The organism is Pseudomonas sp. AC083 (assembly GCF_979253165.1).
Map to the genome: position 1 here is coordinate 563,200 of NZ_CEEDDH010000002.1, position 24,092 is coordinate 587,291.

Consider the following 24,092-nt stretch of genomic DNA (forward strand, 5'->3'; position numbering starts at 1 on the left):
AACAGCATGCGCGTATGGATCGGCACTTTGGCACTGGCCCTGTTGACGGGTTGCTCGTTACCAGCATCGCTGGTGCCAGGCGAGCCCAACCTCAGCAAGACCAGTGACAAGCCTCCCAAGGAATATGCCGCGTGTTTGTTACCGTTGTGGCAGAAGGACGTGGCCAAGACTTCGCAGACGTCGATTTCCAACGGCTACCGGATTACCGCGCCGAGCATTATCACGGCGGATGAGATTCTCGATATCGTCAAATACAAGGACGGCAGCAAAGTGTCTCTCTACCAGGGGCCGCCGTGGGCCAAGTCCGGATCGCTGCGCCAATCGGTGCGTGACTGCCTGTAACCGGGCGCCCGGATCTTAAAAAAGGCAGACACCGAAGTTCGGTGTCTGCCTTTTTTCATTGGATGGAGACTCCAGCCAAACGCTCGCAATGAGCTGTGACAGTTGCCCGCGAGGCGCAGCAGGATCCTTGACTAGGCTTTGAATGTCGACCCGTGACGGGATCGGCATGACTGAAAGGAGTCTCGGATCATGGATGATCTGGTCAAGGACATCATTCCGCTGTTGCAGTATCTAATCCCAGGTTTTCTATCGACCTGGATCTTCTATTCACTTACGGCATTCAAGCGACCGGATACGTTCGGCCAGATCGTGCAGGCGCTGATATTCACATTTGTGATTCAGGGCGCGGTGTTGGCGGTGGGCAACCTCTGTTTGTGGATTGGCTCGAAGGGTTTTTCTCTAGGACACTGGGACGGCCGGGCGCAGACGCTTTGGGCATTTATGTTTTCGCTGATGCTGGGATTGTTTGCCTGTTATCTGGCGACAAGTGACAAGTTGCACCGCTGGTTGCGCAGGCGAAATGTAACGAAACAATCTTCTTTCCCCAGTGAATGGTTCTGCGCTTTCGCCCAACATGAGCGCTTTATAACCCTGCATTTAAACGATGAAAGGCGCGTATTTGGCTGGCCGGTCGAGTGGCCACGGGAATCATCCAATGGTCAGTTCGTGATGAAATATCCGCGTTGGCTCACGGATGATGGCCAACCAGCATCTATTGGCGCGGAGTTTTTGTTGATAGATTCCGCGAAAGTCAAATGGGTCGAGTTCAGCCCAGTATCAGAGGGATCAACATGCCAACTGCCAGAGCACCACAACCCATGCCAAAGCATTTAGAGCGACTCTTTGTCGGGCCGGACGGAAAAATGCTGGACGTGCCCTTGATCAAAGGCCCCAGTGCGCCGCCGCCTCTGAAACCACGGTCTAGACGATAAACTTCTTCAGCCCCAACCCTGCACCACCGCCCGGCGAATCGCCTCCAGCAACATCGCGAACGCCGGGTTGTCATTGTTCTCCCGCCAGATCAGATGCAATTCGCTTTGCACCCCTTCGCCCAGATCGATCTCGCGAAACACCACATTCCTGAACACCACGCTGGTCGCGCAACGCGGTACCAGCGCCAGACCCATGCCAGCGTTGACCAGCGCCAGAATCGTCAGCGACGAGCCCAGCCACTGCACGTAATCCGGCGCCACCCGCGCTGAACGCAGAGTGCCGGTCAACAGTTCGTTGAACGGCGGATAGGCTTCATGGGAGTACATCAGGAACGGTTGTTTATCCAGATCAGCCACTGACACCTCAGCTGCATTGGCCAACCGATGCCCGCTCGGCACCGCCAGCACAAACGGTTCGCGCACCAGGCATTCGGTGGCATAGCCCGGTTCCTGCAATGGCGCCCGGGCGATGCCCAGGTCGATACGACGAGCGCGCAATGCCTCGTGCTGCTGATAGGTATTCATCTCTGCCAGATCGATTTTTACCTGAGGCTGTTTAAGTCGCGCTTCGGCGATCACCTTGGGCAGAAATTCATATACCGCGCTGCCGACGAACGCGATGTTCACCGAGCCAATGTCGCCCTCGGCAAACCGGCGTGCGGTGATCGCTGCTTGCTGGGCGCGCTCCAGCAGATTCTGCGCTTCAACGAAAAACGCCCGGCCCGCCGCCGTCAGCGCAACGCTTCGGGTGCTGCGGGTAAACAATTCGACGCCAAGGTGATGCTCCAGCAGCTGAATCTGCCGACTCAGCGGCGGCTGGGTGATGTTCAGGCGCTCGGCGGCGCGGCGAAAGTTGAGTTCGGTGGCGACCGTGGTGAAACAGCGCAGTTGGGTGAGCTCGAACATTGATCTAATCCGGGTATTAATCGAATGCCTGTTTAGATTAGACGGGATCAATGCGCGACGTCCATGATCGGCTCATTGCTTCAAGTCATCCCTAAAAAAACAAGATCGGGAGTCGCCCCTTGAAAATCCTTCAGAGTCCGCCGGACATCTCGGTGCTCGCCCGCGCCGCCGCCAAGGTCAAACGCCACGTGCTGCCGCTGTTCGTGGTGATGTTCATCGTTAATTACATCGATCGGGTCAATATCGGTTTCGTGCGCAGTCATCTGGAGACCGATCTGGGTATTGGCGCAGCGGCTTATGGACTTGGCGCCGGACTGTTTTTCATCGGTTATGCGCTGTTCGAAGTGCCGTCGAACATGCTGTTGCAGCGCTACGGCGCGCGGGTCTGGCTGACGCGGATCATGTTCACCTGGGGCGCTGCGGCCATGGCCATGGCCTTTGTTCAGGGCGAAACCAGCTTCTACGTACTGCGCTTTATTCTTGGCGCGGCTGAGGCCGGGTTCTTCCCGGGGATCATTTACTACTTCACCCAGTGGCTGCCAGCGTCCGAGCGCGGCAAAACCATGGCGGTGTTTCTCAGCGGCTCGGCGATTGCCTCGGTCATTTCCGGCCCGGTGTCCGGTGCGCTGTTGCATATCAGCGGATTGGGCATGCACGGCTGGCAGTGGATGTTTCTGATCGAAGGCGCAGCGTCGGTGGTGCTGTGTGCTTTCGTCTGGTTCTGGCTGCAATCGCACCCGCGTCAAGCCAAGTGGCTGAGCGAGGAAGAGCGGGACGCACTGGTCGCGGCGATTGCCGAGGAGCAGCGCGCTCGCGAAGCGGTACAAGTCGCCAAGCCGTCGATGTTCAAGCTGTTGGCTGACCGGCAGATCGCGCTGTTCTGCTTCATCTATTTCTCCATTGCCCTGACCATTTATGGCGCGACGTTCTGGTTGCCGAGCATGATCAAGAAGATGGGTAACCTGGGAGATTTCCAGGTCGGACTGCTCAATTCGATTCCGTGGATCATCTCGATTGTCGCCATGTATGGCTTCGCAGCGATGGCCGGCAAATGGAAATTCCAGCAAGCCTGGGTCGCGCTGACCCTGGTGATCGCCGCCATCGGTATGTTCATGTCAACCATCGGCGGCCCGGTGTTTGCCTTCGTCGCCATCTGCTTTGCCGCCATCGGCTTCAAAGCGGCATCGGCGCTGTTCTGGCCGATTCCGCAAAGCTATCTGGACGCGCGCATCGCTGCGGCGGTGATCGCGCTGATCAATTCCATCGGCAACCTGGGCGGCTTCGTCGCGCCGACCGCGTTCGGCATTCTCGAACAAACCACCGGCTCCATCGAGGGCGGCCTGTATGGCCTGGCGGCGACATCGCTGATCGCCGCCGTGGTGATCTTCTTCGCCCGCACGGCGCCTGGCTCCAAATGTAAAACCCCGGCAAAGCCAAGTGACGAAGCCGCCGCTGTGGTGCCGGCTCGTCCGGCTGCGAGCCACTGAATCGATTGTTGATCTGTCAGGAGCGTTATCTTGAAAATCACCCGTGTCAGCGTCACCCCGATTGCCTTCCGCGATCCGCCACTGCTCAACGCCAGTGGCATCCACGAACCTTTTGCCCTGCGCTCGATCATCGAGATTGAAAGTGACAACGGCTACATCGGCCTCGGCGAAAGCTACGGCGATGCCCCGGCGCTGGCGATCCAGCAACAATTGCAGAGCCAATTGATCGGTCTTGATCCGTTCAACCTCAATCAGTTGCGCGCGATCGTGCAGGCCACCGTGGCGGCGAATAAACCCGCCAGCGTCGCTGGCGCCGAACTGGCCCCCGGTTCCCACGCCAGCAAAGCGGTGAGCAATGCCTACTCGGCATTCGAAGTAGCGTTTCTTGATTTGCAGGCGCACTACCTGAACGTGCCGCTGGTGGACCTGCTCGGCGGGGCGATCCGCGATGAAGTGCCGTTCAGCGCTTACCTGTTTTTCAAGTACGCCGAGCATATCGACTCGCCCTACAAGCCGGACAACTGGGGCGAGGCGCTGAGCGAGCAGCAGATCGTCGCGCAGGCAGGACGAATGATCGAAGCGTACGGATTCAAGAGCATCAAGCTCAAGGCCGGCACCTTGCCGCCGGAGCATGAAGTGGCTTGCATCAAGGCACTGAAAAAAGCCTTTCCGGGATTGCCGCTGCGCATCGACCCGAACGGCAACTGGTCGCTGGAGACGGCGATTCGCATGGCCGAACTGCTCGGCGATGACCTGCAGTATTACGAAGACCCAACGCCGGGCCTTGATGGCATGGCTGAACTGCACAAACGCACCGGTCTGCCCTTGGCGACCAATATGGTCGTCACTGATTTCGACGAGTTCCGCCGCAGCGTTGCGTTGAACAGCGTGCAGATCGTCCTCGCCGACCACCATTACTGGGGTGGCCTGCGGGATACGCAGACGCTGGCGAAAATGTGCGACGTGTTCGGCCTCGGCGTGTCGATGCATTCCAACTCGCACCTGGGCATCAGCCTGATGGCCATGGCGCACGTTGCGGCGGCAGTGCCGAATCTGGATTACGCCTGCGACACCCACTACCCGTGGCAGGAGCCGGACGAGGAAGTGATCAAGGGCGGCAAGCTGCCGATTGTCGATGGCTGCGTGAAGATCACCCGTGCGCCGGGGTTGGGTTTGGAACTGGATCACGAGCAACTGGCCAAGCTGCATGACCAGTACCTGACGTGCGGGATTCGCCAGAGGGATGATGTGCGGCAGATGCAGCGGTACAAGGCGGATTGGCGGGCGGTCAAGCCGAGGTTTTAAGGTCGTTGCGACTGGCCTCTTCGCGAGCAGGCTCGCTCCCACACTTGGCATACATTTCCCTGTGGGAGCGAGCCTGCTCGCGAATGGCCGCGACGCGATCCTTCAGAGGGTATCAATCAGCCAATCCCTGAACGCCTTCAACGAAGGCAAATTCTCATTGCGCGGCGGATACACCAGGTAATAGCTGCGTCGGCTGGTAATCGGCTCGCCCAGTTGCAGCAAATCGCCCTTGAGCAATTCCTCCTCGACCAGAATACGCGGCACCAGGCCGACGCCGATATTGGCGCGTACTGCCTGAATCAAGTGCGAGGTCATTTCGAAGCTCGGCCCGATCCGCATGCTGCGATGCGGCAGCTGGTGATGGCTGAACCATTCCGCCCATGCCTGGGCATTGCTGCTGACGTTGAGCAGCAACTGCCCGGCCATGTGCCGCTCGGCCTCGTCGCGTTCATTCGCCGACAGCTGCGCGCTGGCAATCGCCACCAATTCTTCGGTGTGCAGGGGCAGGGCGGTCAGGCCTGACCACTCACCGCCGCCGACGCAGATGGCGGCGTCGATTTCGCTGGTGTCGAAATCGATGGTTTCGATCCGCGAATGCAGGTGCACGGTCATGCCCGGGTGCGCCGTGTAGAAATCCTTCAACCGTGGCAGCAGCCATTTCGAACCGAAGGTTGGCAGCGTCGCCAGGCGCAGGCTATGGATGCCCGAACCAAACGCCATCGCCTGCAAGGTTGCGCTGCGAATCTGTCCGAGGGCTTCGCTGAGCTCGCGCTGATACATGCGCCCGACATCCGTCAGCACCACCTGCCGGCCTTCGCGGCTGAACAAGCGCATGCCCAGCATCTTCTCGAGAATCTGTACCTGGCGACTGACCGCGCTCTGTGTCAGTGACAGCTCATGGGCGGCGCGGGTGTAGCTTTCGTGGCGAGCGGCGGCCTCGAAAGCCAGCAGCAGCGACATGGACGGTGTGAGGGTGCGCGGATTCATTCGTAAAACTCATCGATAGCGGGTCGAAATTACGCTTGTTCCATGGCTGGCAAGCAATGAACATGGGCGCAATCAGATGGCGGATCCTGAAGCAATCATTCATTGCGCACAACTGTTCACCGCCACACAGCCCGATTTGACCGAGATGACCCGACCGATGATTGCCCAGCTGTCGCCTGCCAAAGCCCTGACCGGCGATTACCAACAATTCCTCGTCGCCCTGAAGGACAGCGGCTTTCGCGGTGAAATCAGCGCTGATTACGCCAGCCGCGTGGTGCTCGCGACCGACAACTCGATCTATCAGCGCTTGCCGCAAGCGGCGGTGTTTCCGCTGGACGCCGAAGACGTTGCACGTGTGGCGCGGCTGATTGCCGAACCGGCGTACGAGAAAGTGGTGATCTCCCCGCGTGGCGGTGGCACCGGCACCAACGGTCAATCGCTGACGGACGGCATCGTCGTCGACCTGTCGCGGCACATGAATCGCATTCTGGAAATCAATGTTGAACAACGCTGGGTGCGGGTGCAGGCCGGGGTGGTCAAGGACCAGCTCAACGCCGCGCTGAAATCCGCCGGGCTGTTTTTTGCTCCGGAACTGTCGACCTCGAACCGCGCCACGGTCGGCGGCATGATCAACACCGACGCCAGCGGCCAGGGCAGTTGCACCTACGGCAAAACCCGCGACCATGTGCTGGAACTGGAGATGATCCTGCGCGGCGGCGAGCGTCTGCACGGCCTGCCGCTGGCCGAGGATGAGCTTGCAGCGCAGTGCGCCCGCGATGATCGCGTCGGCGAAGTCTATCGTTGTGCGCGGCAGATCATTGATGAACAGGGCGAGCTGATCAAGGCACGCTTTCCGGATCTCAACCGCTGCCTGACCGGTTATGACCTGGCGCATCTGCGCGAGGCCGATCAGCGCTTCAACCTCAACAGCGTGCTGTGTGGCGCTGAGGGCTCGCTGGGCTTCGTCGTCGAAGCGCGGTTGAACGTGCTGCCGATTCCCAAGCACACCATGCTGGTCAACATCCGCTACGCCGGGTTCATGGATGCCTTGCGCGATGCGCGGGCGTTGATGGCGCTCAAGCCGTTGTCGATCGAAACCGTCGATTCCAAGGTGTTGCTGCTGGCGATGCAGGACATCGTCTGGCACGGCGTTGCCGAATATTTTCCCGAAAACCCTGAGCGACCGACTCTGGGCATCAATCTGGTCGAGTTCTGCGGTGACGATCCCGAAGACCTGCAGCGCCGCGTCGAAGCGTTCCTCGAACATCTGCAAAACGACCGCACGGTGGAGCGCCTGGGGCATACGCTGGCGATCGGTCAGGCAGCGGTGAACAAGGTCTATGGCATGCGCAAACGGGCGGTGGGCCTGCTCGGCAACGTCGCCGGTGAAGCCCGCCCGCAGCCTTTCGTTGAAGACACCGCCGTGCCGCCGCAGCATTTGGCCGAATACATCGCCGAACTGCGCGACCTGCTCGACAGCCACGGTTTGCAGTACGGCATGTTCGGCCATGTCGACGCCGGCGTACTGCACGTGCGGCCGATCCTCGACATGAAAGACCCGCAGCAAGCGGCCCTGGTACGCCCGGTGTCCGATGGCGTAGCGGCGCTGACCCAGCGCTACGGCGGTCTGCTCTGGGGCGAGCATGGCAAGGGCCTGCGTTCGGAGTACGCGCCGGCATTCTTCGGCGAGTTGTACCCGGCGCTGCAAGCCTTGAAAGCCGCGTTCGACCCATTCAACCAGTTCAACCCGGGCAAAATCGCTACGCCGGCCAACAGCGGCGCAGCACTGCTGAAGATCGACGAAGTGACCCTGCGCGGCGAGCTGGATCGGCAGATCGACGAAAAAGTCTGGCAAAGCTACGGCGCCGCCATGCACTGCAATGGCAACGGCGCCTGCTACAACTTCGATCCTGATGACGCCATGTGCCCGTCGTGGAAAGCCACCCGCGAACGCGCGCAATCGCCCAAGGGCCGCGCTTCGCTGATTCGGGAATGGCTGCGGTTGCAGGGCGAGGCGGGCGTCGATGTGCTCTCGGACGCAATCCGTAAACCGGCGTTTTTCAGCACGCTGTGGCGGCGCTGGCGCAACGGTCGCGATCCATCGGCGGATTTTTCCCATGAGGTGTACGACGCCATGGCCGGTTGTCTGGCCTGCAAATCCTGCGCGGGGCAGTGCCCGGTGAAGGTCAACGTGCCGGAATTCCGCTCGCGTTTTCTCGAGCTGTATCACAGTCGTTATCTGCGTCCGGCGCGGGACTATCTGATTGCCTCGCTGGAATACACCATTCCCTACATGGCGCGGATTCCGGCGCTGTACAACGGTTTGATGGGCGCGGGCTGGGTGCGCAGTGCGCTGTCGCGGATCGGTGGCATGGTCGATGTGCCGTTGCTCAGCCGTTTCGATTTCCAAGCGGCGATGCGCCGTTGGCAGGTGCAGCCAGCAACGGTTGCAACGCTGTCGTCACTGACCTCAGAGCAACGCGAACGCAGCGTGGTCATCGTGCAGGACGCCTTCACCCGCTACTTCGAAGCGCCGCTGCTGGCTGATCTGGTCGAGCTGATTTCGCGTCTGGGTTATCAGGTCTATCTCGCGCCGTTCAGCGCCAACGGCAAACCGCTGCATGTGCAGGGCTTTCTCTCGGCGTTCAATCGCGCGGCGTTGCGCAACGCTGGGCAATTGCAGGCGCTGGCGCAGACCGGCGTGCCGTTGCTGGGGCTGGATCCGGCGATGACTCTGGTCTATCGCCAGGAATACCTGAAAGTACCGGGCCTGAATGAATGTCCTGAAGTGGCCCTGGTGCAGGAGTGGTTACTCAAGGTCATGCCGGAGCGGACGCCTGAGGCTCAGCCCAAAGCATTCCGTCTGCTCGCCCATTGCACGGAGAAAACCAACGCGCCGGCCGCGACCCGCCAGTGGGAAGAGGTCTTCGAACGTGCCGGTCTGAAGCTGGCCACGCAGGCTACCGGTTGCTGCGGCATGTCCGGCACCTACGGCCACGAAGCACGCAATCGCCAGACCTCGGCAATCATTTACGAGCAATCGTGGGCGCGTCAGGTGCAGGCTCCGGCGGAGCAGGGCGAGGCGTTGGCGACCGGCTACTCCTGCCGCAGCCAGGTCAAGCGCCAGTCGGATCAGGCGCTGCGCCATCCGTTGCAGGTGCTGCTCCAGACGCTGCGTCGCTGACCGTGTCGCTGGTGTCCCTGTCCCAGATCAGGCGTGGGTCGAAACTCATCGCCGCGAGCATGGTGAACACCACGACCAGGCCGAAGAACAGGATGCCCGGTCGTGGCTCGATATCGCCCAGCGCCTGGAACTTCACCAGCGCCGCGACCAGCGCGACCACCAGCACATCGAGCATCGACCAGTAGCCGATCAGTTCGACGAAGCGGTACAGCTTCGAACGCTCCCTGCGCGCCCAATCGCTGTTGCGCTGCACGGTGACCAGCAGCAAAGTCAGGGCGACGAACTTGACCCCCGGCACCGCGATGCTGGCGATGAAAATGATCAGGGCGATGTCCCACGCTCCGGCCTCCCAGAACTCCAGCACGCCACTCATGATCGTGCTGTCGGCGCCGTTGCCGAGCATCACCGTATTCATCACCGGCAGCAGATTGGCGGGAACATAAAACGCCAGCGCGGCGAGCATGTACGCCCAGGTGCGCGTCAGCGAATTGGTCTTGCGCCGATGCAACGGCGCATCACAGCGCGGGCATTCGTGGGGCTCGTCGGTCATGTCACAGGCCAAACCACAGCTGTGGCACAGGCACAGGTTGAGTTCGCTGGCGGTCGGTGGACGCTTCATAAAATGTCCCAGAGTTCACGGATGTCACGGCCGGCAATGCGGATCATCATCAGGCTCAGCACCGCCAGGGCGAACAGGCCGATCCCCGGCAGCACATCGAGCAAGCCGGCGAGTTTGAACACCGCGACCATCGCCCCCAGCAGACACACCTCGAGCATGCTCCACGGGCGCAGGGTTTCCAGCCAGCGCATGCACAGATTGAACCCCGGTGCGCGACGCAGGCCGAGGGCAAAACTCAACACCCAGACCAGCAACACCAACTGAAATGCCGGGGCGATGATGATTGCGATCGCCGCGACCATGGCGATAAAGGTGATCGGCCCCTGGCTCAGCGCGAGCACCGAATCCCATAGGGTTGCGCTGTTTTTCATGCCTTTGAGGCTGATGCTCATCACCGGATAGAAATTGGCGAACAGCCACAGCATCGCGGCCGTGAACGTCAGGGCCAGACGCTGCTCGATGGTCAGGCCATTGAAGCGCTGCAGCACGCCACCGCAGCGCACGCACAGGGTTTTCTGGTGTTTGGCGAGCACGACTTTCTCGTACACGCAATCACAGTGCTCGCAGATGATCAGGTGTTCGGTGTTGACCATGGACAGCGCTCAAGGACAGGGCAGACCTGTTCACTATAGAAGGCTGGCGCTGAGGGGCAACCTCGATGGTGGATGTTTGGGTTTTGTTTTTTTGATGTTATAAGGTAACGCAAAATTCGAGGGCGGCGTTGTGGCTGTCCGGTGTTATTCCTCTCGATTGCGAAAGCCCCATGACTCCTGTGCTTCCCCGTTCTGCCCCATTGACGACTGGCCGGCTGCTATCCATTGATGCGCTCAGAGGCCTGGTGATCCTGTTCATGCTGCTCGATCACGTACGTGAAACCTTCCTGTTGCACCGACAGGTCTCCGATCCGATGGACATCGCCAGCACCGAGCCGGCGCTGTTTTTCAGCCGCACATTGGCGCATTTATGTGCGCCGGTATTTGTCTTGCTGACCGGCCTGTCGGCATGGCTGTACGGCGAAAAATACGCCGGCAAAGCCGATGTCAGCGCGTTTCTGTTCAAGCGCGGATTGTTCCTGGTGGCGCTGGAATTCACTTTGGTCAACTTCGCCTGGACCTTCCAGTTGCCGCCGAGCGTGATTTACCTGCAAGTGATCTGGGCGATCGGCCTGAGCATGATCGCTCTGGCATTACTGGTCTGGTTGCCACGTGCGCTGCTGCTGACGCTGAGCGTGGCGATCATCGCCGGGCACAACCTGCTCGACGCGGTGCATTTCCCGGTTGAGTCGGCGATGCATGTGCCTTGGGCGATTCTGCATGATCGAGGCTGGATCGAGATCAGCGAAACCCTGCGCCTGCGCACCTCGTACCCGCTGCTGCCGTGGATTGGTGTAATCGGTCTGGGCTATGCGCTGGGGCCGTGGTTTGCTCGGGGCATGGACGCGGCGGTGCGTCAGCGTCGTTTGCTGATTGCCGGGGTCGCTGGTTTGCTGGGATTTGTGGTGCTGCGCTTGATTAACGGCTACGGCGAAAAACCGTGGGCGATCAGCGATTCGCTGGTACAGACGCTGATGAGTTTTTTCAACATCACCAAATACCCGCCGTCGCTGCTGTTTCTCGCGCTGACTGTGAGTACGGGTCTGTTGCTGTTGCTCGCCTTTGAGCGCGTGCAGAGTCGCCGCTGGATTGGCTGGCTGACGGTGTTCGGCTCGGCACCGATGTTTTTCTATCTGCTGCACTTGTATGTGTTGAAGGTGTTGTACCTGATCGGTGTAGCGCTGTTGGGGCTGAATCAGGGCAACTATTTCGGCTTTTCGACGGTGACGGCGGTGTGGTTGGCAGCGGTGGTTCTTGCCGTGGTGCTGTTCCCGGCGGTGCGCTGGTTTTCTGCATTGAAAGCGCGGCGGCGAGACATCAACTGGCTGAAGTATCTGTAAATCGAAGCAGAGCTTGTGGGAGTCGTGCCCCAAACCATTTGCGCAGCCGTGCCCCTGTGGGAGCGAGCCTGCTCGCGAAGAGGTGTGTCAGTCGATGCATCGGTGACTGACAGGACGCTTTCGCGAGCAGCCTCGCTCCCAGGGGTTTTTAGGCACCCGGCTTATTTACGATCCAGCCACACAGTCTGCGCGTTGCAGAATTCCCGTACGCCAAAGTGCGACAGCTCACGACCGAAGCCGCTCTTCTTCACGCCGCCGAAGGTTACACGAGGATCGCTCGCCGAGTAGCCGTTGATGAACACGCCACCGGTTTCCAGTTCACTGGTCAGTTGCTCAGCCAGCGCCACGTTCGCGGTGTAGATAGTCGCGGTCAGGCCGAAATCGCTGTCGTTGGCCAAGGCTACGGCGTGTGCGCAATCGCGGGCGGTGATGATCGAAGCGACCGGGCCGAACAGCTCTTGCTTGAACGACGTCATGCGGTCGGTGACATCGGCCAGTACCGTCGGCTCATAGTAGTTGCCCGAACCCTCAACCTTGCTGCCGCCGAGCAGCAGCGTCGCGCCTTCCTCCAGCGTGTCACGCACTTGCTGATCAAGTTCATCACGCAGATCGAAGCGCGCCATCGGCCCGACGTAAGTGTCAGCGTTGAGCGGGTCGCCCATCTTCAACTGGCGTGTCGCTTCAACGAACTTGCGGGTGAATTCCTCGACCACACCTTGTTCGATGATCAGACGTTTGGCAGCCGCGCAGACCTGGCCGGAATTCTGATAGCGACCGACCACCGCCGCGTGCACCGCCTCATCCAGATCAGCATCGTTGAGCACGATGAACGGATCGGAACCGCCGAGTTCCAGCACACACTTCTTCAATGCCGCACCGGCCTGAGCACCGATGGCCATGCCGGCGCGGACGCTGCCGGTCAGGGTCACGGCGGCGATGCGCGAATCGGCGATGGCGCTGGAAACGCCTTCCGGGGTGACGTTGATCACCTCAAACACGCCATCGGGAAAACCGGCGCGGACGAACGCATCGCGCAGCAGGTAAGCGCTGCCCATCACGTTAGGCGCATGCTTGAGCACGTAAGTGTTGCCAGCGATCAGCGTCGGCACTGCGCCGCGCAGCACTTGCCAGATCGGGAAGTTCCACGGCATCACCGCCAGAATCGGCCCCAACGGACGATACTCGATACGCGCCTTGCCGCCTTCAACCTGGGTGGCTTCGGCGTCGAGCATGGCCGGGCCGTGTTCGGCGTACCACTCGCAGAGCTTGGCGCATTTCTCGATTTCGCCACGGGCCTGGGCGATCGGCTTGCCCATTTCCCGGGTGATCATGGTTGCCATGGCTTCTGAGGTTTCACGCAGCGCGCCGGCGAGTGCGGTCAAAAGACGCGAACGGTCCTGCAGCGGCTTGCGCTTCCACTTGCCGAAAGCGAAGGCAGCGCGAGTCAGTGCCGCATCAAGGGCAGCGGCGGATTCAAACGCGTATTGCCCGATCTGCTCGCCGGTGGCGGGGTTGATCGAGATGGCGTGGGTCTGGCTGGAAATCTGGCTCATTGACGTTGTCCTGTAGGTTCGTCGGATGGGCTTAGAGTAGGGTGGCGTTGGTTTTCTGGAAACTGAATAATAGAGAGCGTTTCTTTCACGATTGGAGAATGACTGTGGATCTGGTGCAACTGGAAATCTTCAAGGCCGTGGCCGAGCACGGCAGCATCAGCGCTGCCGCCACGCAGATTCATCGCGTGCCGTCGAACCTGACTACGCGGATCAAACAGTTGGAGCAGGACCTCGGCGTCGATCTGTTTATCCGTGAGAAAAGCCGTCTGCGCCTGTCGCCGGCCGGGTGGAGTTTTCTCGAGTACACGCGGCGCATTCTCGATCTGGTGCAGGAAGCCCGCGCTACGGTGGCAGGCGAAGAACCCCAGGGCGCGTTCCCCTTGGGCTCGCTGGAAAGTACCGCAGCGGTGCGTATTCCCGAACTCCTGGCGGCGTACAACCAGCAGCACCCGAAGGTCGACCTCGACCTCTCGACCGGGCCATCGGGGACAATGATCGACGGCGTGCTGTCCGGGCGTCTGGCTGCCGCATTCGTCGACGGCACGGTGCTGCATCCGGCCCTGGAAGGTGTGCCGGCGTTCGAGGAGGAAATGGTCATCATCGCGCCGCTCAATCATTCACCGGTCGAACGTGCGGCGGACGTTAACGGCGAGAATATCTATGCCTTCCGTTCCAACTGTTCCTACCGTCACCATTTTGAAAAATGGTTCAGCACCGACGCTGCCGTACCCGGCAAGATCTTCGAAATGGAGTCCTACCACGGCATGCTCGCCTGCGTCAGCGCCGGTGCCGGCCTGGCACTGATGCCGCGAAAAATGCTGCAGAGCATGCCCGGCAGCGCGACGGTCAGCGTCTGGCCGCTGACGGCGGACTTCCGCTATCTGACCACTTGGCTGGTGTGGCGCCGGGGCACGGTGTCGCGCAGTCTGAGCATGTTCGTGCGTTTGCTTGAAGAGCGTGGCGTGGTGCGTGAGCAAGCTTGATCGAACGCATCTTTACGGCGTGCCATTGCGCCCGTACAAACGATAACCGTCGCGCTGATTCAAGCGATCGTAATAGGCGCGCACCGCAGCCAGATTCCCGTGATCGAGCGGCGTTTCAAACCAGCGATTGACCGACAGCCCGATCGGAATGTCCGCCAGGGAAAACTGCTCGCCACTGACGTAAGCGCCAGTCTTCTCCAGTTGGCGGTCGAGGATTTGCATGTTGCGCATCCAGTCCCGGCAGCCGGCGGCCAGGGCATCGCCGTCCTGATAATCCGGCGACTTGCGCACCAGCGCCATCAGCGGGTACGACCACGAGCGATTCAGCTCCGAGGCCTGCCAATCGATCCACTGATCGACCCGCGCGCGGGCGATGGGCTCAACCGGATATAAATGCGCACCGCCGTAACGCGTCGCCAGATAACGAATGATGGTGTTGGATTCCCAGAGAGTGAAATCGCCGTCCTGGATCACCGGCACCATGGCGCAGGGATTGAGCGCGAGAAACTCCGGCGTGTTCGGCGACTGGAAGCCCGAACCCCAGTCTTCGCGCTCGAACGGGATGCCCAGTTCGGCACAGGTCCACAGCACTTTGCGCACGTTGATCGATGAGGCTTTGCCGAGTATTCGCAGCATGGGATTTCCTTTTCCGGGTAGTGGACGCAGAAAAAATACCATAGCGCAAAACACAAGGCCCGCATCGCGCGGGCCTTGGTTCATCAGCATCTGACTACGGCGTGTGCCGGGCGGGATTACCGATTGAGGAACGCCAGCAGATCCTCATTCAACGCCTGCGCGTGGGTCACGGCGAACCCGTGCGGCGCGCCGGCGTAAACCTTCAACTCGGCGCCTTTGATTTGCGCGGCCGCCTGCTTGCCGGTGGTTTCGAAGGGCACGATCTGGTCGCCGTCGCCATGGATCACCAGGGTCGGCACGTCGATCTTGGCCATGTCCGGGCGGAAGTCGGTTTCCGAGAACGCGGTCACGCAGTCGACGGTGCCCTTGAGCGATGCCATCAACGCGATGTTCAGGGTTTGCGTGAGCACGCCGTCAGAGACTTTCTGGCCCTGATTGGTGCCGTAGAACGGGGCGTTGAAGTCGGCGATGAACTGCGCGCGATCTTTCAGCAGGCCAGCCTTGATGCCGTCGAACACCGATTTGTCGACGCCGTCGGCAAAATCGGCTTTCTTGCCGAACAGCGGCGTGACCGCACCGAGCAATACCAGACCGGCAACACGCTCGCTGCCGTGGCGGGCGATGTAGCGGCTGACGTCGCCGCCACCCATCGAGAAGCCGACCAGGGTCACGTCACGCAGGTCCAGATGATTGATCAGGCCGGCGATGTCATCGGCGAAAGTGTCGTAGTCGTAGCCGGTCCATGGTTGATCGGAGCGACCGAAACCACGGCGGTCGAAGGCGATGGTGCGGTAGCCGCGACTGCTCAGGTATTCCATCTGGTATTCCCACATGTCGGCATCCAGCGGCCAGCCGTGGCTGAACAGCACGGGCTTGCCGCTGCCCCAGTCCTTGTAATAGATCTCGGTGCCGTCTTGGGTCTTGAAGGTGCTCATGCAAACTCCTTGTGATCGTGTGTGGCAAGAATAGATGCCGAATGGGCAACGGCCACTATCCGCGCAAAATGCGAAAGGCACTTGTACGCAAGTGCTGGTTTGGTGGGAGGAAAGAGTCGTACGTTGCGCGATGAGTATTTCACTTCGACATTACAGAATTGAAAAAGGGCGAACTCCGGTCGGAGTCGCCCTTTTTTCAATGCTGAGAGATGGACAGGCTCCTAGCGAAACGCCGGCACCACATGCTTGATAAACAACTCCAGCGATTTCTTCTTCTCTTCATGCGGCAGGCTGTTATCACACCAGAAGCTGAACTCATCCACCCCCAGTTCCTGGTAGTACTTGATCCGCGGAATGATTTCTTCCGGCGTACCAATCATCGCCGTCTTGTGCAGACTCTCCAGTTCAAACTCCGGACGTCCGGCAAACTTCTCTTCCGGACTCGGCGCAAGGAAGCCGTTGACTGGTGTTTGCTTGTTGCCAAACCACGCATCGAAAGTGCGGTAGAAACGTGAGATGGCTTTGGCGCCGACTTTCCAGCCGTCCGGGTTATCAGCGGTGTGCACGTGGGTGTGGCGCAGCACCATCAGTTGTGGGCGCGGCATGTCAGGGTTGTTGTCCAGCGCGGTCTGGAATTTGTTTTTCAGGTCGAGGACTTCTTCGTCGCCTTTCATCAGTGGCGTGACCATGACGTTGCAGCCGTTGGCCACGGCGAAGTTGTGCGAGTCGGGGTCGCGGGCGGCGATCCACATGGGTGGGTTCGGCTTCTGGATCGGCTTCGGCACGCTGGTGGAGGTGGGGAATTTCCAGATGTCACCGTCGTGGGCGTAGTCGCCTTGCCACAGGGCGCGGACCACCGGGACCATTTCGCGCAGGGCCTGGCCACCGCTCGAGGCGGGCATGCCGCCGGCCATGCGGTCGAATTCAACTTGATAGGCGCCGCGCGCGAGACCGACTTCCATGCGGCCGTTGCTGATCACGTCGAGCAGGGCGCATTCGCCGGCGACGCGCAGCGGGTGCCAGAACGGCGCGATGATGGTGCCGGCGCCGAGGTGGATGGTCGTGGTTTTCGCTGCGAGGTAGGCCAGCAGCGGCATCGGGCTTGGGGAGATGGTGTATTCCATGGCGTGGTGTTCGCCGATCCACACGGTGCTGAAACCGCCAGCCTCGGCCATCAGGGTCAGTTCGGTCAGGTCTTCGAACAGTTGGCGGTGGCTGACGCTTTCGTCCCAGCGTTCCATGTGTACGAACAGGGAAAATTTCATGACGCTACCTCGAGTCTTTTGTAATTGGCCGGTCGTGTGCGGGCCTGTCGAACTGACGTGAACGCGTTGCGCTCGCGAGTCTTCTCACCATTCAAGCACGCCTTCGAGGACGGCTGTTCGGTTGATTGAATATTGGTATACCATAATACGGAATATCCGCAAAATATTTCTGACCGACACTTCGAACAAGGAAGGCGCAAGCAATGAACATAAAACAAAAACTGACTCTGGCGTTTGCGGTAATCGCCAGCCTGCCGGTGTTACTGGTGGCAGCGCTGATCATCCTCAATGTTCGCGAGGGCGCGCGCGACACCTTTACCGATAGCACCGGGCGCGAAGTGCGTCAGGTGGAAAACGCGATGCAGCTGTTTTTCGAGGGCATCAGCCAGAACGTTGCTTATTTGGCCGAGCATCCGCAACTGCAGAGCATCGACACCAGCCTTAAACGCTACCTGAGCAGCGACGCTGCGCAAGTGCCGATGGGGCCGCAGGATCAACAGCTGTTCAAACTGTTCGACGGTCTGGCTAAGGCGCATCCGGCCTACACCTATCTGTCCGTCGGCACCGAGCAGGGCGGTTACCTGTTCTGGCCGGGCGATGCGAAGTTGGCGAACTACGATCCGCGCACCCGCCCCTGGTACACCACCGCGATGGCCAATCCCGGCAAAACCCTACGCACCGAGGCCTATTATTGGGCGGCGGATGACGTGGTGCTGGTGAGCACTGTGCGCAGTTTCAACAACCAGTTGGGCAGCAATGCTGGCGTGGTCAATATCGATGTGTCGCTCAAGCAATTGACCGATCTGGTCAAGCAGATCCGCCTCGGCGAGAGCGGTTATCTGATGTTGATGGAAGCCAACAACACCGTGCTGGTCGACCCGAGCGATCCGGCGCACAACTTCAAGAAACTCAGCGATCTCGGCGACGGTTATCAGCAACTGGCCGAGGCGGGCAAAGGCCTGGTCGAGGTGCAACTGGCCGGGGAGGATTACATGGCGCTGGTCTGGCCCTCGCAGGCGTTGGGCTGGCGGTTTGTCGGGCTGGTGAAGGCCAGCGAAGTGATGGCCGGGGCGACTCGTTTGACTTGGCTGATCGGCGCGATCGCTGTGGTTTGCGCATTGTTGTTTGCAATGGCCGGCGCGTGGTTTGCCGGGTTGATGGTCAAGCCGATTCGTGGTGTCGCCAGCGGACTCGAAGGCATTGCCCAGGGCGAGGGCGATCTGACTGCGCGACTGGAAGTACGTGGGCAGGATGAAACCGCGCAACTGGCGGGCTGGTTCAACCAGTTTCTTGAAGCGATTCGTACGTTGATTCAGCGCATCGGCCAGGCAGCGGGGCAGATTCACAGCAGCTCTGGCAGCGCCACCGAAGTCTCGGCGGAAATGGCCGACGTCGCTTCGCGTCAGCGTGAGGCGGTGGACATGGTGTCGACCGCATTCCACGAAATGGTCGCCACCTCCAACGAGGTCGCCCGCTCGTGCAGCCAAGCGGCCGACTCAGCAGACAACGGTCAGCGTCAGGCACACACCGGGCAGCAGCAGATCGACGCAGCGGTGAGTAACGTCGGGCGTTTGAGCCAGGAGATCGGCCACAGTGCCGAGTCGATGCAGCAACTGGAGCAGGACAGCAACGACATCCAGTCGATCCTCGGCACCATCCGCTCGATTGCCGAGCAGACCAATCTGCTCGCGCTCAACGCCGCCATCGAAGCCGCGCGCGCCGGTGAACAGGGCAGGGGCTTTGCCGTGGTCGCCGATGAAGTCCGGGCGCTGGCCAAACGCACCTCGGATTCCACCGGTGAGATTGACGCACTGCTCGGCAATCTGGCGCGGCGCACCCACCAGATGGGCAAGCAGATGCACGCCAGCCTTGAGGTATCGCAGGAAACCGTGGTGTCGATCAACGAGGCGCGGGCGAGTTTTGAAATGATCCGTGAATCGGTCGACGTGATCCGCGACATGAACACGCAGATCGCCACAGCGGCGGAAGAACAGCATCAAGTGGCGGAGGACATCAATCGGCACATCAGCCAGATTCATGGCGATGCGCAGTTGGTGGCGAGCCTGGCGGATTCGACTCGGCAGGATGCGCAGAATCTGACGGCGTTGTCGCAGACGTTGAATCAGTTGGTGAGCCGGTTTAGGACCTGACACGGTCGCCCAGGCAACACCAAAACCTGTGGGAGCGAGCCTGCTCGCGAAGGCGTCGGGTCAGTCAAAAATGTAACAACTGACCCATCGCTTTCGCGAGCAGGCTCGCTCCCAAATGGGATATCCGAGATCTGGTGAAATCACGCCACAACCGGTAACGCACCCATCTTGCCGTGGCAATACACCAGCGGTCCGGCGACTTGCTCGGGGACGATCAGGTTCTTCACCGCGCCGACCATGATCGCGTGGTCGCCACCTTCGTATTCACGCCACAACTCGCACTCGATCACCGCCGTGGCATTGGCGAGGATTGGGTTGCCCAGTTCGCTCAATGTCCACTCGATGCCCTGCGCCTTGTCCTTGCCTTTGCGGGCGAAGGCATAGGCTTCGCTTTGCTGCACGCTGGACAACAGATGAATCGCAAAGCGTTTGTTCTTGATCAGCACTGGGTAAGAGTCGGAGCTGTAATTGGGGCAGAACAGCACCAGCGCCGGATCCATCGACAGCGAGCTGAACGCGCTGGCGGTCAGGCCGACGATCTGACCGTCGTCGTCCAGCGTGGTGATGACGGTGACGCCGGACGGGAACGAGCCCATGACTTGTTTGTAAATGGCAGCATCGATCATTGGGTGGTCCTCGGGTGGTGTGACGCGGTTTTTATGATTTGTAGGTCTGATGGTATACCGTAATACATATCTTGCAAGAGCTTTTCTGGTGAACCGATAAACGTGCCACTTTCGTCGGAAAGGCAATGTTTACGGGGCGTTCAGCTAGCCGTGCAGGGGTGGGATCAGCGAGGATAGCGGATCAGACAGCGACAGAATCAGCGGATCAGGCTTGTGCAAAGTTTGGAATACCATAATATGGTCTGCATCTGAGGGGCGACCCAAGAGTCCTCCCGGTTTGGCTTCATACAAAGATAAAAACAGACAAACTCGAGTTCATGCATATGTCCCAGATGTCCCGGCAAGATCCGTTGATCGAGAATCATACGGTCGATTACGTCCCACTCGCGGAACGCCACGGGAAGGCCCGCGATCTGTTCACTCTTTGGTTCAGCACCAACATCGCGCCACTGCCCATCGTCACCGGCGCCATGGTGGTCCAAGTGTTCCATCTGAATCTGTTCTGGGGGCTGCTGGCGATTGCGCTGGGGCACATGATCGGCGGCGTGGTGATCGCGCTGGCCTCGGCGCAGGGTCCGCGCATGGGCATTCCGCAAATGGTCCAGAGTCGCGGTCAGTTCGGTCGTTATGGAGCTCTGCTGATCGTGTTCTTCGCGGCGCTCATCTACATCGGTTTCTTCATTTCCAACATCGTGCTGGCCGGCAAATCCATCGTCGGCATTGCGCCGTCTGTGCCAGCGCCGCTGAGCATTCTGATCGGCGCGCTGGCTGCTACGGCGATCGGTGTGATCGGCTACAACTTCATCCACACCCTCAACCGCATCGGCACCTGGGTGATGGGCGGCGCATTGCTCACAGGCTTCATCTACATCTTCGCCCATGACTTGCCAGCGGACTTCCTGACGCGCGGCAGTTTCAATCTCTCCGGCTGGCTGGCGACGGTGTCGCTGGGGATCATCTGGCAGATCAGCTTCTCGCCGTACGTCTCCGACTATTCGCGTTATCTGCCAGCAGACATCGGTATCGCCAAACCCTTCTGGGCGACGTATTTGGGCGCGACGCTGGGCACGATTCTCTCGTTCAGTTTTGGCGCGGTGGCGGTACTGGCGACGCCGGAAGGCACTGAAGCGATGGCTGCGGTCAAGCAGTCCACCGGTTGGCTGGGGCCGATTCTGATGGTGCTGTTTCTGCTCAACATCATCAGCCACAACGCGCTCAATCTGTATGGCGCGGTGTTGTCGATCATCACCTCGATCCAGACTTTCGCCAGCCAATGGACGCCGAGCATCAAAGTGCGCGTGGTGCTGTCGAGCGTGATCCTGGCCGGATGCTGCGTGGTCGCCCTCGGTGCTTCGGCGGATTTCATTTCCGAATTCATCGGCCTGATTCTGGCGCTGTTGCTGGTGCTGGTGCCGTGGGCGTCGATCAACCTGATCGACTTCTACCTGATCAAGCGCGGCAACTACGACATCGTCTCGATCTTCCGCGCCGACGGTGGCATCTACGGGCGCTTCAACCTGCACGCGATCATTGCCTACTTCATCGGCATCATCGTGCAGCTGCCGTTTGCCAACACCTCGCTGTACGTCGGGCCATACGCCAATCTGGTGGAAGGTGCCGACCTGTCGTGGCTGGTTGGCCTGGTGGTAACGGTGCCGCTGTATTACTGCCTCGCGACTCGCGGGCAGGCGCAGCAGAGCAGGGCGGCGAGACTCGGCTATACCGACTGATCCCAACGGCAACACAGCAATGCCCGGCCCAGCGCCGGGCATTTTTGTTTGCGCATTTCAGCGGTCAAGCAAATTGGCCATATCGATCCCCTTTTGGCCTGCCGCCTACTGTCATCGCGCTACGCTGTCAGCAAGAATCGAAACCATAACAACAGGCTCGACCTTTTTTGCCCTTGGCTATCGTTACAGCCACTGCCGTGTACAGAACATAAAAACCATCGATCTCACGTCGCATTCGGGGAAACAACCATGGTCACGATCAAACGCATTCTGGGCGCCACCGTGTGTGGCCTGACGCTGCTGGCCAGCGCCGTCCAGGCCGAGCAGCGCGAACTGCGGGTGTACAACTGGGCGGATTACATTCTGCCGTCAGTGCCCAAGGACTTCGCCGAGCAAAGCAAGATCAAAGTGACCTGGGACACCTTCGACACCAACGAATCCCTGGAAGCGAAACTGCTCACCGGCAACTCCGGTTACGACCTGGTGGTGCCGTCCAATCAGTTCATCGAAACCCAGATCAAGGCCGGCGTGTTCCAGAAACTCGACAAGTCAAAATTGCCGAACTGGCAGCACCAGGATCCGGCCCTGCTCAAATTGCTCGACGCCAACGACCCCGGCAACCAGTACGGCGTGCCGTACATGTACGGCACCGTGCTGATCGGCTTCAACCCGGCCAAGGTCAAGGCCGCCCTGGGCGAAAATGCGCCGGTGGACAGTTGGGATCTGGTGTTCAAGCCCGAGAACATGGAAAAGCTCAAGGCCTGCGGCGTGGCGATGCTCGATTCGCCGTCGGAAATCCTGCCGCTTGCCCTGCATTACCTCGGCCTCGACCCGAACAGCCAGAACCCGGCGGACTATGAAAAGGCCAAGGCCTTGATGATGAAGATTCGCCCGTACGTGACCTATTTCAACTCGGCCAAATACATGACCGACATCGCCAACGGCGACATCTGCGTGGCGATCGGTTATTCCGGCAGCTTCTACCAGTTCGGCAATCGCGCCAAAGAGGCGGGCAACGGTGTGGTGGTCGACTGGCGTTTGCCGAAGGAGGGCGCGCCGATCTGGTTCGACACCTTCGCTATTCCAAAAAGCGCGAAGAATGTCGCCGAGGCCCACGAATTCCTCAACCACTTGCTTGATCCGAAAGTGATCGCACCGATCAGTGATTTCCTCGGTTACCCGAATGCCAACAAGGACTCGATGCCGCTGGTCAACAAGGACATCACCGACAACCCCAACTTGACCCCGACCAGCGAAGCGCTGAAAACCCTGTATGTGGTACAGCCGTTGCCGCAGAAAATGGAACGGGTGCGGACGCGGGTGTGGACCAGTATCAAATCCGATAAATAAGAGCACCGCACTTCAAATGTGGGAGCGAGCCCGCTCGCGAAAGCGGGGTGTCATTCAACTCCTATGTTGAATGATCCGGCGTATTCGCGAGCAGGCTCGCTCCCACAGGTGGGGGTGGGTTGTGTCATTCGGTGCGGCGTTCTGCCTCGCGGCTAGTCACCAGGCTCAACAGCACCGACCCGAGAATCACCGTCCCGACGATTGCCAGCGACCATTCCACCGGCATGTGGAACCACGGCATCAGCACCATCTTGCCGCCGATGAACACCAGTACGATCGCCAGCCCGTATTTGAGCAGGTGAAAGCGGTCAGCCATGTCCGCCAGCAGGAAGTACAGCGCGCGCAGGCCCATGATTGCGAAGATGTTCGAGGTGAAGACAATGAACGGGTCGGTGGTCACGGCGAAGATCGCCGGAATGCTGTCGACGGCGAACATCAGGTCGCTGGCCTCGATCAGCACCAGCACCAGAAACATCGGTGTCGCCCAGCGCACGCCGTTCTGCAGGATGAAAAACTTCTCGCCATGAAAGCCACTGGTGATGCGCATATGCCCGCGCACCCAGCGCAATAACGGATTCTTTTCCAGATCCGGTTGATGATCAGCGAACACCAGCATCTTGATCCCGGTGATGATCAGGAATACACCGAAGGCATACAGCAGCCATTCGAACTGCGACACCAGCCACACCCCGGCAAAAATCATGATCGCGCGCATGACGATCGCGCCGAGCACGCCGTACAGCAGCACTCGTCGTTGCAATTCCGGTGGCACGGCGAAGTAGCTGAAGATCATCACGAAGACGAACATGTTGTCGATCGACAGCGACTGCTCGATCAGATAGCCGGTGAGGAATTCCAGGGTTTTCTGCCGGGCGATTTCACCGCCGAATTCACCGTGCAGATACCACCAGAGCAACCCGGCGAAGCTCAGCGCCAACAGGCACCAGGCAATCACCCAGGCCGACGCTTCCCGCACCGACACCCGGTGCGCCTTGCGCCCGCCGAAGACAAACAGGTCCAGGGCCAGCATGGCCAGAACGAAGATGATGAAGGCACCCCACATCCAGGGTTCGCCGATATTGATGTTCGTGGCAGGCATGGCACGCTCCCTGTCTTTTTATTTGCAGCAAGCGCATCCCCTGTGGGAGCGAGCCTGCTCGCGAATGCGA

Annotated in this window: 20 protein-coding genes; 10 read left to right on the top strand and 10 right to left on the bottom strand. The window is 60.0% G+C overall.

The annotated features are described in order from the left end of the window. Window positions 1-6 precede the first annotated feature (6 nt). The gene (locus AC0IXA_RS05765; RefSeq protein WP_024013232.1) at window positions 7-342 is read left to right on the top strand and encodes a hypothetical protein; all 336 of its coding nucleotides are present in this window, start codon (window positions 7-9) and stop codon (window positions 340-342) included. 189 nt (window positions 343-531) lie between these two features. After that, on the top strand, window positions 532-1,176 hold the full coding sequence (locus AC0IXA_RS05770; protein ID WP_471812135.1) for a DUF6338 family protein: 645 nt from the start codon (window positions 532-534) through the stop codon (window positions 1,174-1,176). Between the two features lie 104 nt (window positions 1,177-1,280). Here the strand turns inward: AC0IXA_RS05770 and AC0IXA_RS05775 are convergent, their stop codons facing one another. Further along, on the bottom strand, window positions 1,281-2,180 hold the full coding sequence (locus AC0IXA_RS05775; RefSeq protein ID WP_471812137.1) for a LysR family transcriptional regulator: 900 nt from the start codon (window positions 2,178-2,180) through the stop codon (window positions 1,281-1,283). A gap of 119 nt (window positions 2,181-2,299) precedes the next feature. Between AC0IXA_RS05775 and AC0IXA_RS05780 the strand changes: the two genes are divergently transcribed. Both AC0IXA_RS05780 and AC0IXA_RS05785 read left to right on the top strand, forming a co-directional pair. Continuing rightward, the gene (locus tag AC0IXA_RS05780; protein ID WP_471812139.1) at window positions 2,300-3,667 is read left to right on the top strand and encodes an MFS transporter; all 1,368 of its coding nucleotides are present in this window, start codon (window positions 2,300-2,302) and stop codon (window positions 3,665-3,667) included. 30 nt (window positions 3,668-3,697) lie between these two features. Continuing rightward, window positions 3,698-4,972, top strand: coding sequence for a glucarate dehydratase family protein (locus tag AC0IXA_RS05785; protein ID WP_471812141.1), 1,275 nt, complete (start codon window positions 3,698-3,700; stop codon window positions 4,970-4,972). 102 nt (window positions 4,973-5,074) lie between these two features. Here AC0IXA_RS05785 and AC0IXA_RS05790 read toward each other — a convergent pair whose 3' ends face one another. Continuing rightward, a complete protein-coding gene (locus tag AC0IXA_RS05790) occupies window positions 5,075-5,959 on the bottom strand; it encodes a LysR substrate-binding domain-containing protein (protein ID WP_341637270.1) in 885 nt (294 codons plus the stop codon). Window positions 5,960-6,116: 157 nt separating this feature from the next. Between AC0IXA_RS05790 and ydiJ the strand changes: the two genes are divergently transcribed. After that, window positions 6,117-9,143: a D-2-hydroxyglutarate dehydrogenase YdiJ gene (gene ydiJ / locus AC0IXA_RS05795; protein ID WP_341637537.1), complete on the top strand. Its 3,027-nt coding sequence runs from the start codon at window positions 6,117-6,119 to the stop codon at window positions 9,141-9,143. On the opposite strand, the gene AC0IXA_RS05800 is transcribed toward ydiJ, so the two are convergent. Next, on the bottom strand, window positions 9,076-9,762 hold the full coding sequence (locus AC0IXA_RS05800; protein ID WP_339101435.1) for a paraquat-inducible protein A: 687 nt from the start codon (window positions 9,760-9,762) through the stop codon (window positions 9,076-9,078). The two genes, ydiJ and AC0IXA_RS05800, sit on opposite strands and share 68 nt — an antisense overlap. Beyond that, window positions 9,759-10,355, bottom strand: a complete 597-nt coding sequence (locus AC0IXA_RS05805) for a paraquat-inducible protein A (RefSeq protein ID WP_016775060.1) — start codon at window positions 10,353-10,355, stop codon at window positions 9,759-9,761. Before AC0IXA_RS05805 ends, AC0IXA_RS05800 begins: the two co-directional genes overlap by 4 nt. A gap of 170 nt (window positions 10,356-10,525) precedes the next feature. On the opposite strand from AC0IXA_RS05805, the gene AC0IXA_RS05810 reads away from it, so the two are divergent. After that, window positions 10,526-11,695 (top strand): acetyltransferase domain-containing protein, encoded by a 1,170-nt coding sequence (locus tag AC0IXA_RS05810; RefSeq protein WP_471812143.1) that lies wholly within the window; start codon window positions 10,526-10,528, stop codon window positions 11,693-11,695. Window positions 11,696-11,856: 161 nt separating this feature from the next. Here the strand turns inward: AC0IXA_RS05810 and AC0IXA_RS05815 are convergent, their stop codons facing one another. Then, window positions 11,857-13,248, bottom strand: a complete 1,392-nt coding sequence (locus AC0IXA_RS05815; protein WP_341637272.1) for an aldehyde dehydrogenase family protein — start codon at window positions 13,246-13,248, stop codon at window positions 11,857-11,859. 104 nt (window positions 13,249-13,352) lie between these two features. Here AC0IXA_RS05815 and ptrR point away from each other — a divergent pair, with 104 nt between their 5' ends. Continuing rightward, entirely contained in the window at window positions 13,353-14,231 is an 879-nt protein-coding gene (gene ptrR, locus AC0IXA_RS05820) for a putrescine utilization regulator PtrR (protein ID WP_471812195.1), read from the top strand. A 12-nt stretch (window positions 14,232-14,243) separates the two neighbouring features. On the opposite strand, the gene AC0IXA_RS05825 is transcribed toward ptrR, so the two are convergent. The 3 genes from AC0IXA_RS05825 to AC0IXA_RS05835 all read right to left on the bottom strand — a co-directional run bounded on the left by AC0IXA_RS05825 (window position 14,244) and on the right by AC0IXA_RS05835 (window position 17,067). Beyond that, window positions 14,244-14,867: a glutathione S-transferase family protein gene (locus AC0IXA_RS05825; protein WP_341637273.1), complete on the bottom strand. Its 624-nt coding sequence runs from the start codon at window positions 14,865-14,867 to the stop codon at window positions 14,244-14,246. Between the two features lie 116 nt (window positions 14,868-14,983). Continuing rightward, a complete protein-coding gene (locus AC0IXA_RS05830; RefSeq protein WP_016775055.1) occupies window positions 14,984-15,802 on the bottom strand; it encodes an alpha/beta fold hydrolase in 819 nt (272 codons plus the stop codon). Between the two features lie 221 nt (window positions 15,803-16,023). Beyond that, window positions 16,024-17,067, bottom strand: coding sequence for an LLM class flavin-dependent oxidoreductase (locus AC0IXA_RS05835; protein WP_471812145.1), 1,044 nt, complete (start codon window positions 17,065-17,067; stop codon window positions 16,024-16,026). Window positions 17,068-17,270: 203 nt separating this feature from the next. On the opposite strand from AC0IXA_RS05835, the gene AC0IXA_RS05840 reads away from it, so the two are divergent. Then, complete coding sequence (locus AC0IXA_RS05840; protein WP_471812147.1) at window positions 17,271-19,217, top strand: methyl-accepting chemotaxis protein; 1,947 nt, start codon at window positions 17,271-17,273, stop codon at window positions 19,215-19,217. A gap of 140 nt (window positions 19,218-19,357) precedes the next feature. On the opposite strand, the gene AC0IXA_RS05845 is transcribed toward AC0IXA_RS05840, so the two are convergent. Next, window positions 19,358-19,843, bottom strand: a complete 486-nt coding sequence (locus AC0IXA_RS05845) for a flavin reductase family protein (RefSeq protein ID WP_016775037.1) — start codon at window positions 19,841-19,843, stop codon at window positions 19,358-19,360. 323 nt (window positions 19,844-20,166) lie between these two features. Between AC0IXA_RS05845 and AC0IXA_RS05850 the strand changes: the two genes are divergently transcribed. Then, entirely contained in the window at window positions 20,167-21,573 is a 1,407-nt protein-coding gene (locus AC0IXA_RS05850; protein WP_471812149.1) for a purine-cytosine permease family protein, read from the top strand. A gap of 249 nt (window positions 21,574-21,822) precedes the next feature. Then, window positions 21,823-22,923 (top strand): polyamine ABC transporter substrate-binding protein, encoded by a 1,101-nt coding sequence (locus AC0IXA_RS05855; RefSeq protein ID WP_041480044.1) that lies wholly within the window; start codon window positions 21,823-21,825, stop codon window positions 22,921-22,923. A 124-nt stretch (window positions 22,924-23,047) separates the two neighbouring features. Here the strand turns inward: AC0IXA_RS05855 and AC0IXA_RS05860 are convergent, their stop codons facing one another. Then, window positions 23,048-24,022: a TerC family protein gene (locus AC0IXA_RS05860; protein WP_122602397.1), complete on the bottom strand. Its 975-nt coding sequence runs from the start codon at window positions 24,020-24,022 to the stop codon at window positions 23,048-23,050. Between the last annotated feature and the right edge of the window lie 70 nt (window positions 24,023-24,092).